The organism is Formosa algae (genome assembly GCF_001439665.1).
In the GTDB taxonomy this organism is placed as follows: domain Bacteria; phylum Bacteroidota; class Bacteroidia; order Flavobacteriales; family Flavobacteriaceae; genus Formosa; species Formosa algae.
This window is the reverse complement of sequence record NZ_LMAK01000008.1, coordinates 37,253-49,173: the sequence shown is the minus strand read 5'-3', so window position 1 is coordinate 49,173 and position 11,921 is coordinate 37,253. Positions and strand designations below refer to the sequence as shown.

Below are 11,921 nucleotides of genomic sequence, written 5' to 3'. Positions count from 1 at the left end.
TTATTAAAACTCCAAAGCTACCTCTGGACTTAAAAAGCGGAACTTTTAAGTATCCATTGAAAACGAAAAGCCCATTTCCATTTTAGGTCATAATTTGCATTTAATTGCTGTGATATATATTTTAATTCTTCTCTTTTAAACCCTCTTAATACAGAAGTTAAACCATCTTCAACAATTGTTTTATTCTTAATTGTTGTACTCAATAACTTGAATAAATAGTAAGCTAGTTTATGTCTATGTAAATCATTAACCACGATTCCTAATTTGGCTTTTTCTAAAACAGGTTTTAAAAATCTAATAAGTTCTTCTTGCTTAAAATGATGAAGAAATAAAGTGGTTAAAACTAAATCGTATTGTAATAGCCTAAAATCTTCAGAAAAGATGTCAATTGTTTTAAATTGAATATTATCGAACTGTTCTGATAAAGAATGTGCATATTTTACTGTGTTTGGATTAGCATCAATGCCTATTAATTGAAAATTATAACCGTTTAGTTTTCCAAAACGGGATACATCTCTCAAAATATCTCCACCACCGCAACCTAAATCTATTATTGTTATAGTCTTACCTTTATCGAGATTAATCAGTGCTTTTTTGAGTCCGCTAATGGTGACAGCATTTCCTCCTAACCATTGATTAATTTTCGCTAATTTATCTAAGGCATCATGAAGTATTGGACCATTATAATCCAAATCGTCCATGATTTCTTCCTCTTCGCTTCTATATTTTGTGTCAACTAAAAAACTCATTTTACTTTCATTACTTTTCCGTGAGTTCGCTTTATTATATGTGATAAAATACTTGGGAACCGCTTAATTACTTGCATCAAAACTTCGGAGATTTTAGGTTTGTTAAACAAATTAGCTACAATACGACCAATTTTTAAACGAGATTTAAAGGTTGCATTCCATTCTCTAAGGTATTGCTTTTCTAAATCATCTCTATTAGATATTTCAGAATTAAAAAATTTAATAATTAGTAATGAGGCCAATTGTGCACTTCTAATCGCCATACTCATCCCATTACCAGATAACGGATGAATCAATGCCGCTGTATCCCCACACATGATGATGTGATTTTCAATGGGTTTTTTTATCTCGAATGAAATTTGACTAATAGTTAATGGTTCTTCAAAAACAGGAATAGATTCATTGAAAATGGTTTTTAAAAAACGATTATTAAACACCACTTTCTCCTGAAAATCCTCAATATTTTTAAATTTTTTAAATGAATTAAAATTGGTGATATAACATAAGTTAATGTTATTATCCTCAACTTTAGAAATTCCACAATAACCACCTTCAAAATTATGAAGTGCAACCAAATCGTCTGGAAAAACACCTTTTACATGCGTTTTCACTGCTAAATACGGCGATTTAATTTTAATAAATTTTCGATTAAGTTTTACATCAAGATTAGCACGTTTACCATAAGCACCAATAACTATTTTAGCTTTATATGCTTTACCTCCTTTTGTTTTCACAGAAAATTGTTCATTAGAAAATTGAATATTGTCAACTAAGTCCTGAAGAATTTTAACACCATTATCTAATGCCTTATTTGCCAAAGCTGCATCTAAACAAAATCTGCTAATTCCAAACCCACCTAATGGTAAATTTGCAGAAATAAGTTGGCCTCTTGTTGTAGATAATTGAAATTTATCAATTTTTTTAGCTCCTAATTTAAACACATCAATGTCTAAAAAATTTAGGTATGGTAAAACTTCATTAGAAATATATTCTCCGCAAACTTTGTGTTTAGGATAGCTGTTTTTTTCTATAACTAAAACGTTCAGGTTCCCTTTTGATAGGTGAATTGCGCTAGATAAACCCGCTAATCCACCTCCAACTATAATAACATCAAAAAATAAAATCGTGCTGTTCAATATCTTTTTATTAAAGATAAGTCGAAATTGATTTAAATTACTTTAATAATTTCAAAATCTTGATTCCTGAATTTAATCTTTTCACCTGCTTTTTTAGATAATAAAAGCTGACCTATAGGCGTGTTTGGAGCAATGGCAAAATATTTAATGTTATCTATAATTATTTCGCCAGCACTAATAGCTATAAAATAGTTTGATACATCTGTAATTACAGCACTTCCTAAGCAAACAGTGTTAGAATGTTTTAATACATTTATTTTAGATAAGGCTTGTTTTACGAGATTTACTTCAGAGAGTTGTACACCAAATTTTTCACGTTCCAATTGCAACATAGCTCGCCCTGTTTCATGTTTATCTCCGGCCGTGCTTTTAGTTTCAGACGTTAACGCATCCTGAACTTCTGCGATATTATGCTGTACATTTAATAAGCGTTTTTCTATAAAAGTTTCACAACTCTCTAGAAGCTGCTGTTTAATTTCGGTATTATTTTTCATTATTTTCAAATCGTAAAGGGCCAAAATAATTCATTTGTTTAACAATCCACACTTTGCGCTTCTGTATATAAGCAGAAGCCGGACTGGCTTTATAAACACGCGGATTAGGTAAAATTGCAGCAATAGCAGCGGCTTCATAAGCTGTTAATTTATAGGCTGTTTTTTTAAACCAAAATTGAGCTGCAGCTTCGCATCCGTAAATTCCGTTACCCATTTCTATGCTGTTTAAATAGACTTCAAGAATACGCTCTTTACTCCAACATAATTCAATAATAACCGTAAAATACGTCTCTAATCCTTTACGCAACCAACTTCTAGCAGGCCACAGAAATACATTTTTTGCTGTTTGCTGGCTAATGGTGCTGCCGCCACGAATGCGCTTCCCTTTTTGATTTGCTGTATATGCTTTTTCTACAGCTTTAAAATCGACACCATTATGCTTTAAGAAATTCTGATCTTCACTACAAATTACAGCTTTTTGCATAGAAGATGAAATCTGATCCATAGATGCCCAATCGTGCTCCCAAGCTTTCGGCATATTATGCTCTGAGTTTTCGAAACTTCGAATAACCATTAAAGGCGTTATATAAACAGGAATATATTTATAAATAAGCACCACTAAAAAAGAGCTGACAACAAACCAGAACAAGATTTTAAATATAAATCGGATTAATTTTTTCATGATTTACTATATGCTTAACACCCCATTAATGACTAATTTCCTTTTCTAGAAAGTCTATTTCTGTATTAAAAATGTCTAAAATTAAAACCTTAAGTTGTGCTTCAAATAATTGGATGGTTTCTTGATCAATAGCAGTTATTTTAGTTGCGCCATTACCCGACTTATCTTTTTTAGTAAACTTTAGAAAACCACCATTTAAATTTTTAAAGGAAATAATTCCAGCTTCTAAAGGAAATTTTAATGTCCCTGAAGACTGCATCATAAAAGCATAACACAGAATTTGAAACGGTTTACTATACTTATCGTAATCTGTTGTTAATGCGTCCCAATCTATAATTTCTACCTGTGACTGATTCACTTTACCCGTTTTATAATCTATAATACGTGTGGTGCCATCATACTCATCTACACGGTCTACTTTTCCGCTAATAGTTACAGGAAAATCAAATTCAGGAATATTAATTTTTACCCGTTTAAAATCAGCTTCAATAGCAATAATTTTAATAATTCTTCCGGCTTTAATCTCTTTAAGTTCGGAGTTAATAAAGTTTAAAACATAACGTTTAGCTATTTCAAAACTTATTAAATTTTTACCCGTTGTAATATCGCCTTTGTTATACGTTATTTCGAAGTGGTGTAATACTGTATTGGAAATTTTAGATTTCATCTCAGTAAGATGCGCTTCTGTTAATTGTTTTCCTACTAAAGGTTTGTAAAAATCTTCTAAGGTATTATGTACAACAGTCCCTAATGTATTAGCAGCTACAGTCTCTTCAACCTCATCATATTCCTGAATTTTTAAAACTTTTTGAAAATAGAAATCCATCGGATTTCTCATATAATTGGTAAGTGACGATGGCGAAAAACCACGCTTGGCAATTTCTTTTAATCGTTCGATAACCAAGGGAGATTTGGCTACTGTTTTTAATTTTTGCTCGACTAAACTCACTGTTGGAGTTGCTATAGCATGTTTTAAAGTATGTATATTTTCTAATTCTAATTGTGTAATAAATCGGCTTTTTTCTCCGCCAGCCAAGGCATCCGGTTCTGTATTGTAAATAATATATACCTGTTCTGCGCGCTGTAATAAACGATAAAAGTGATAGGTGTATACCGCGTCTTTTTCTTTGAATGTGGGTAAATTATTTTCTAATTTCACATCTAAAGGAATAAACGAATTGTTGCTTTTTCCTGCAGGTAACACACCTTCATTTACCGAAGAAATAATAACCGTCTTGAAATCTAAAACACGAGATTCTAACATTCCCATAATTTGCAAACCTTGAAGCGGTTCACCTTGAAAATCTAGAGTTTCACTACTTAATAGTTCCTTATAAACTTGATGCAAAGCGCTAATAGATTGAAAATACTTGTATGTAGTATTTAAGCGCTCTAATTCGTTAAAAAGTTCATGAAACCTATAAGTGTATTCTAAACTTAATACATGTTCATCTTTCTTTTCGTTAAGATGATTTTTTAAGGCTAAAATCAACGTTTTAGAACAACTTAACGCTTTGGACGCATTATAATCCCAAGCTCCAAATAACAACGTTAAAACGGGCTTAAACGACTCACTTAATGCTACTAAATCTGCACAACTAAGAAAGACAATATTATTTGTTTGAATGGTCTCTATAAGTTTAGTCGCCTCATCCTTTTCGTTTTCAAAAAATAAAGGACGAATAAATTGATGTGACAAAATTGAGATGACATCTTTATAATAAAACGCTTTCGGATTATTTTTATGAAGATTGAAAAGACTCTCAAACAAGGATGCTAAAGGAATAGATTTTAAAGGGAATCCCATTGTAACATTTAGCCGTTCTATAAAGTCTGGCATAGAATTTAAAACAGGAAGTAAAAGATCTTCATTACCTAAAACAATCGCTGTGCTTTCTAGCTTATTCTCGGAGTTTTGTAAATCTCTTAAAATATTACCTATGTATTTGGCTTGACCTATATTTTTTGGCACACCAATAACATTAATTTTTTTCTCTGTTTTGTAATTTTCAGTAATCCAGTTAAAGGGATGTGTTTTAAAATACTTCCAATTTTTAGCATGCTGTCTAGTAAACAATCCAGCATCGTGTACAGGATTTTCGTAAAATGTTTTATCAATATCCCAATAGATTAAGGCATTGGTATGTTCTAAAATGTGTTGAATGATAGCTTCTTCTGCTGTATTTAAGGCGTTAAACCCTAAGAATACGTGTTGTATATTATGCTCTTGAATATACTCGCTTACACGAGCATCTGCTTGTCTATACACCAAACCTTGGTAACCAAGTTTATGTTCTAATAAATGCGTTGTAAAATGAGTATAATACGCATGAAGTTTATTCCAAAATGCTAAATAATTTTTAACAAACTCTGTTTGTTCTGCTTGCACAGACCAGTGTTTTAGTTCTTGGATGGCACTTAAATAATCGAATATTTTTTCCTGCGGAATAAGATAACGATCTATTTCGTTAAAATCCTGAAGTAGGATTTGAGCCCATTTAGAGAACACTTCAAAAGAATCTGGATGCTCTTCAGTATTAAGTGTAATGTAAGTGGTATAAAATTGAAATAATAATTCTGTATTAGAGACTGTTTTTAACCCTGATATAGATTCAACAAAATCTTCAATACTTAATATTTCTGGTGCAAACATGGTTTGTGCTGTCAAACTTGAAAGCTGATGCTTTAAGAAAGTACCTGCACGTTTACTTGGAAGAATAAATTTTAATTCGGAAAGGTTTAAGCCTTTCTCTTGAAGGTTTACAATAACCTCTTCTATAAAAGTTGTCATTGTATAAAAATAAAAAACGCCCCGAATAAACGGGGCGTTTTAGAAAATTATATTTTAATTAATTTAGTCTTATTTTACTAAGTTAATTTCAACACGTCTGTTGTTAGCTCTACCAGCTCTAGTTTTGTTAGAGTCGATTGGCTTAGTTTCACCGTATCCTTTAGAAGATAATCTAAATTCGTCGATACCATGTCCAACTAAGTAATCTTTTACAGATAATGCTCTAGATTCAGATAACTTCATGTTTAAAGAATCAGATCCTGAACTATCAGTATGACCTTCTACTGTAAATTTAGCATTAGGATACTCTTTTAAGATAGCAATAATGTTAGTTAATACTTCTTCAGAATGAGTTTTGATTGAAGATTTACCTGTATCGAATAAGATAGTTTTAGCGTATTCATTTAAAGATTTTTGAACTGCTTCAGATAATTCTGGACATCCGTTGTTTGCAACAGTACCAGGAATCTCAGGACATTTGTCATCTTTGTCAATTACAGTGTCACCATCTTTATCAGACCAAGGACAACCGTTGTTTTCAGCAGGACCAGCTTCGTTTGGACATTTATCATCTCCATCAGCAACACCATCGCCATCAGCATCAGGACATCCGTTTAATTCTTTTAATCCAGCTACAGTAGGACAAGCATCATCAGGATCAGCTACACCGTCACCGTCAGTATCAGGACATCCGTTAAATTCAGCAGTACCTGCTTCATTTGGACAAGAATCCTTACTATCTTCGATACCATCACCGTCAGTATCAGGACAACCGTTAAACATTGCTAAACCAAATACATCTGGACAAGCATCGTTTTTGTCGTATACACCATCTTTATCAGTGTCTTTTCCACCAAATTTGATTGTAATTCCAGCAGTATGTTGGAAGTGAGAATCTAAGTAATCTTCGAAAGCATGCTTGTAAGAAGATTGTAAAGTAAGACCGATGTTATCAGTAAACCATACGTTGAAACCTAAAGATCCGTTAACAGTACCAGCACCAATTTCGTCTACCCAAGTGTAACCTCCACCTACTCCTACGAATGGGTTGAATACACTAGTGTTTAAGAAACCGTACTTGAAAGTACCATCAAGTCCGTAGTAAGATAAATCAGAAACTGACTCGTCTCCTAAATTTTCAATTTTATTAATAGATCCTGTTACTCCAAAAGACAAACCACCTGTGATGTGACGAGCTACAGAAATAGTTGATAAAGAAGGTAAAATGTTCCAGTGATCACCTACGTTGAAGTATTCGTCACCAAAACCTTCTCCAAAAGGAGCTCCATCTCCGTTAGGATAAAAGTCTACGGCGTTAACTCCAAAGCCAATCGCCCATGGGTTGTTTTCATCTTGCGCATAAGTGTTGCTAAAACCAAATACCAGCAACATTGCGAACAATAATCTGCTAAGATTTTTCATATTCAAAAGTTTAATTTTTAAGTGTTAATTGTAAACAAAAGTAAGTTGTTAAATATTATTAACAAAGACAAATATAAAAAAATATTAACAACTTTTGGGAAAGTTAGGGTGTTTAGAAAGGATTTACATAGTACCACCCCATTATTAAGCACCTAACAAACTATCTTTTATCCTATTTAAATGTAATTGAATAAGTTCCTAAAAGACTTGTACGCGAATTCTTGCGTAAACTATTATTTCTAATACCTATAAAATTATAAGAATAGATAAAGAATTAAACCCTGAAAATACACATATTACTAAGCATATGTAATCTGGATATTTTCGTTTATATAAATAAGTATCTTTTTAACCACTTTTAAATCCATAGCTTCCACATAGTCCTGATAGCGCTGAAGTTGTTGTTTATGAATTTCTAATTCGGTTCCCGTTTTATAGTCTATTATAATCACTTCGTGTTCTGGAGTAATAACCAAACGGTCTGGTCTTAAAATTTTACCGTCCTTTTTAATTATATCACGCTCTGTATAAATGGTGTTTTCTGAAGTAAAATACAATTGAAGTTCTGGATGCTCTATAATATGTAGAATTGTATTTTGAAGTTCTTCTAATTGATTGTTAGATATTAATCCATAATGCTCTGCTTCTTTTAAAACTTCGTCTACGTCGGCATTCGTTTTAATTTTTGCCATTAAATTATGGACAAGGTTACCTTTTTCTATGGCATCTTGTTGTTTTGTATCCCATAAATAACCACTATTTGCTATAATCTTTATATCGTGATCTTTTTTTGCTGTCGATATAAATTCCAAATTTAATTGCTCAGGCTTATCGCTTTTTTTCTGAGTATTCTCTATCTCTAACACCTTTTTAGGATCTCCGAATTGATAGGTGTAGGTGTTAGATTGCCAAAGCTGATGTTGCATTAAATAATCTATAAACAACCCACTATACTTTTTAGTATTTACATGTTGCTTGGCATCAAAAGCCAAACTGCTTATAATATATAGTTGCTGCACTGGTCTGGTTAATGCTACATATAATAAATTAAGATTATCTAATTCTAATTCGGATTGGTGTCGTTTACTTATGGTTGCTCCGGCCTCGCCAAATTCTTCAAAATTTGATTTATTGTAATCTAATAAAGTAAACGGAAAACCATTAAATTCTTCTTCATTTATAGGAAACCATTCTTTAGGCTCTATTTCTTTGTAAATATCTAAATCTGCAAACGGAAAAATAACCACAGGAAACTCTAATCCTTTAGATTTATGTATAGTCATAATCTGAACTGCATCCTGACCTTCTGGAGATACAATACTAAGTTTATCTATTTTAGCTTCAAAATACTCCAAGAATCCAAAAATGTCTGAATTCTTTTTCTGAGTAAACTCTAAAACAACATCTAAAAAATACTGAATATAAGCGTCTGAATAGTTTACTAAATTAAATACTCTTACCAAGGTTTCAAACATATCAAACAATGGTAATTGTATTAATGCTTTAGCATTGGCGTATATCTCAAATTGTTTAAAACTATCAAACAAGGCGTCGTTCTCTAATCCAATATGATTTGCTAAAAAAGCATGCTTATCTTCTATCTGATATTTGTCTGCTAAGAAATATAAAATCTCTGCCTTAATTTCTGCATTTTTAGGCTGAAATAATAAGGTTGCCACATGTGTAATAAATAAAACTTCAGGTGCCTGTTTTATGAGTAATAATTCAGATGAAATTATAGGGATTTCCTTTTGACTTAAATAATTAGCTGTAGAGACCGCGTTTTTGGTTTTACGCACCAAAATACAAATATCCTTTAACCGAAAACCATTGGTTATACATGTTTCAATAGAGTTATGAATTTGTTCGGCATACAACTGGTCTCCATCTTCGTCTTTTAAATCTAGAAAAGTAAGATTGACATAACCTTCGTTAGGGTTCTTTAAATTCTGACTTGCTCGCTTATATAATTTGCCATAAGTTTCATGACTAAAAGCCATACCTGACAAGTAATCGAAAAACGAATTATTAAAACGGATAACTTCTTGAAAACTCCTATAGTTAGAATCTAAAGTTTCTAAAGTTTTAGGCGTATTAAATGGGTTGTAAGAAATATCAGGATCAGACAGTTCTATAAATTGCTCTGCTTTACCGCCACGCCATCTGTAAATAGCCTGTTTGGCATCGCCTACAAGCATTAAAGAACCTGGATCTTTTTCTATATCGTGAGCATCTATAGCTTCAGAAATTAAAGGAATTAAATTTTGCCATTGCATGGTTGATGTATCTTGAAATTCATCTATAAAATAATGGTTGAATTTCTCTCCCAATCGCTCGTATATAAAAGGTGTAGGTTGCAAGGCAATTTCATTACTTATTAAGGTATTAAATTCTGAAATTAACATTTTATTCTCTTCCGCTTTAAGCGCAATTAATTCCTGATTGATGGCATTTAAAACCGAAAGTTGCGTAATGTTTTTACTTATGGTTTTTCTAAATTTTAATGAAAAAATTAATGCTTTAGTTTTATAAAAATAAGTAGCTATTTTAGGCTGAAGGCTATCTATAGTTCCTGCTAAACCTGCATTCTTTTTAACGCGTGCCGGATATAATGGATGAGACTCTATTTTAGTTTGCCAAGCCGTATTAAAACTTACATTAAAATCGCCTTCACTTAATTTCTCAAAATATTTTGGAGCATATTTCCCTGAAAAATCAGCAAATTCAATTCCATTAGTTTTAAGTAATTCTAAAACCTCTGATGCTAACTCTTTAATTACAGTTTCCGAAGCTTGTACATCTTTCTTTATTTGCTTTTTAAGCGTATTAAAATCGGATACGTTTTTCTCCTTTAATGCATTTAAGTACGGAATATCATTTTCATTAATTAGCAGTTTAGCAATCTTATATAGATCTAAAGCAATATTCCAACTTTTATCATCGTCTGCTTTTTCTAAAGCAAATTGCACCAAAACATCTGTAATTTCTTTATTGGTTCCTGCTTTTGCAATTAAACGATCTACAGCTTTGTTTAATAAACTCTCAGAATCTAAATCGACTTCAAAGTTTAAAGGTAATTTTAAATCGTGTGCAAAGGTTCGTATTATTCTATGTGTAAAACCATCGATAGTGGAAATTTCAAAAGCTGCATAATTATGAATAATGGTATGCAGTAAGAGTTTGGATTTATTATGTAACGCTTCAGGTTCTAGTTTAAGTTCTTGGCACAACGCATCAAACATATCATTGCCGTCTTCTAAAACAGCCTCATCAGAAAACGTTTTAAGCATTTTTATAATACGCTCTTTCATTTCAAACACCGCCTTATTAGTAAAGGTTATGGCTAAAATATTTTTGAACTGAAAATGACTCTTAGATTTAAATAAGATTGTTAAGTAAGCTTTTACAAGCGTAAATGTTTTTCCACTTCCTGCAGAGGCATCATAAATAGAAAAAGTCGTACTAGGCTCCATATTTCATAAAAAATTTAAGACAAGATAAAAACTATCAATGATTTGATAACTATTAATTATTTTTAATTGCCATGTATTATACTTAAATTTGAGGAAAGAATTTTTATTAATCATAAAAAACTATAATAATATGGCTTTCGAATTACCGAAATTACAATATGCTTACGATGCATTAGAACCAAATATTGATGCTCGTACAATGGAAATACACCATACAAAACATCACCAAGGATATACTACTAAATTAAACGGCGCTATTGAAGGTACTGACTTAGAAGGAAAAACTATTGAAGAAATTCTTACAGGTCTAGATATGAGCAATGGAGCAGTTAGAAATAACGGTGGTGGATTTTACAACCACTCTTTATTTTGGGAAATAATGAATCCTGAAGGTAAAGGACGTTTATCTGGTGAATTAAAAACAGCTATCGAAGATGCTTTCGAATCTGTAGATGCATTTAAAGAAGCATTTAGTAATGCTGCTGCAACACAATTTGGTTCTGGTTGGGCTTGGTTATGTGTACATAAAGGAGGTAAAGTTTCTGTATGTTCTACACCAAACCAAGACAATCCATTAATGCCTGGTGTTGCTTGTGAAGGAACTCCTATTTTAGGAATAGACGTTTGGGAACACGCTTATTATTTAAACTACCAAAACAAAAGACCAGAGTACATTAATGCATTCTTTAATGTTATTAACTGGAATGAAGTAGAGCGTCGTTATGCTGAAGCAAAATAAGAAGAAAAACTTTTTATATTAAAATTGAAATCGGGCTATACAGTTATAGTCCGATTTTTTTTTTGGGGGAACTATTAGAAATGAAAAAGGCGAACCTGTTAAGTTCACCTTTTTGCCCCAAATCTACCATGAACTTAACCTACTTATGTTATGGTGAAGCAAATATATACGCAATTAGCATATTCAAAAAAAAATATTAGTTAAACGGAATAAAACGAGGTTAAACTACCATATTATTATGATATTGACTTTTTAATTACCCAAAAATGTAGTAAAAATGGCATTTGTTTACCAACTATTGTGCTTTTAACAAATGGAAAGTTTTATAGAAAAACAGCGATATATTAAGCTCTTATGCATCTCGTTCTTTTAATTAAACAGCTTAAATAAAAATCAAAAAAAACTCCGAATTATATAATTCGGAGTTTTTTTTAT

At 31.8% G+C, this 11,921-nt stretch carries 8 protein-coding genes; 1 reads left to right on the top strand and 7 read right to left on the bottom strand.

The annotated features are described in order from the left end of the window. Positions 1-29: 29 nt before the first annotated feature. The 7 genes from AST99_RS03020 to AST99_RS02990 form a co-directional block, all read right to left on the bottom strand. Positions 30-749 (bottom strand): methyltransferase domain-containing protein, encoded by a 720-nt coding sequence (locus AST99_RS03020; protein WP_057779008.1) that lies wholly within the window; start codon positions 747-749, stop codon positions 30-32. Then, positions 746-1,885 carry an NAD(P)/FAD-dependent oxidoreductase gene (locus tag AST99_RS03015; protein WP_232301568.1) on the bottom strand — a complete coding sequence of 380 codons (1,140 nt, stop codon included), beginning with the start codon at positions 1,883-1,885 and terminating at the stop codon, positions 746-748. Before AST99_RS03015 ends, AST99_RS03020 begins: the two co-directional genes overlap by 4 nt. Before the next feature lie 32 nt (positions 1,886-1,917). Then, complete coding sequence (locus tag AST99_RS03010) at positions 1,918-2,379, bottom strand: hypothetical protein (protein WP_057779004.1); 462 nt, start codon at positions 2,377-2,379, stop codon at positions 1,918-1,920. After that, entirely contained in the window at positions 2,369-3,061 is a 693-nt protein-coding gene (gene mtgA / locus AST99_RS03005; RefSeq protein ID WP_083495576.1) for a monofunctional biosynthetic peptidoglycan transglycosylase, read from the bottom strand. The genes AST99_RS03010 and mtgA overlap by 11 nt, the downstream gene beginning before the upstream one ends. A gap of 25 nt (positions 3,062-3,086) precedes the next feature. Further along, a complete protein-coding gene (locus tag AST99_RS03000; RefSeq protein ID WP_057779000.1) occupies positions 3,087-5,852 on the bottom strand; it encodes a PD-(D/E)XK nuclease family protein in 2,766 nt (921 codons plus the stop codon). 69 nt (positions 5,853-5,921) lie between these two features. Beyond that, a complete protein-coding gene (locus AST99_RS02995; protein WP_057778998.1) occupies positions 5,922-7,274 on the bottom strand; it encodes an OmpA family protein in 1,353 nt (450 codons plus the stop codon). Positions 7,275-7,573: 299 nt separating this feature from the next. Further along, positions 7,574-10,747: a UvrD-helicase domain-containing protein gene (locus AST99_RS02990; protein ID WP_057778996.1), complete on the bottom strand. Its 3,174-nt coding sequence runs from the start codon at positions 10,745-10,747 to the stop codon at positions 7,574-7,576. A gap of 130 nt (positions 10,748-10,877) precedes the next feature. On the opposite strand from AST99_RS02990, the gene AST99_RS02985 reads away from it, so the two are divergent. After that, the gene (locus tag AST99_RS02985; protein WP_057778994.1) at positions 10,878-11,486 is read left to right on the top strand and encodes a superoxide dismutase; all 609 of its coding nucleotides are present in this window, start codon (positions 10,878-10,880) and stop codon (positions 11,484-11,486) included. Positions 11,487-11,921: the final 435 nt, after the last annotated feature.

Excerpts from the sequence above, each read along its gene's own strand:
- AST99_RS03020 (WP_057779008.1), bottom strand. The coding sequence starts at position 749 with ATGAGTTTTTTAGTTGACACAAAATATAGAAGCGAAGAGGAAGAAATC.
- AST99_RS03000 (WP_057779000.1), bottom strand. The coding sequence starts at position 5,852 with ATGACAACTTTTATAGAAGAGGTTATTGTAAACCTTCAAGAGAAAGGC.
- AST99_RS03010 (WP_057779004.1), bottom strand. The coding sequence starts at position 2,379 with ATGAAAAATAATACCGAAATTAAACAGCAGCTTCTAGAGAGTTGTGAA.
- AST99_RS02995 (WP_057778998.1), bottom strand. The coding sequence starts at position 7,274 with ATGAAAAATCTTAGCAGATTATTGTTCGCAATGTTGCTGGTATTTGGT.
- AST99_RS02990 (WP_057778996.1), bottom strand. The coding sequence starts at position 10,747 with ATGGAGCCTAGTACGACTTTTTCTATTTATGATGCCTCTGCAGGAAGT.
- AST99_RS02985 (WP_057778994.1), top strand. The coding sequence starts at position 10,878 with ATGGCTTTCGAATTACCGAAATTACAATATGCTTACGATGCATTAGAA.
- mtgA (WP_083495576.1), bottom strand. The coding sequence starts at position 3,061 with ATGAAAAAATTAATCCGATTTATATTTAAAATCTTGTTCTGGTTTGTT.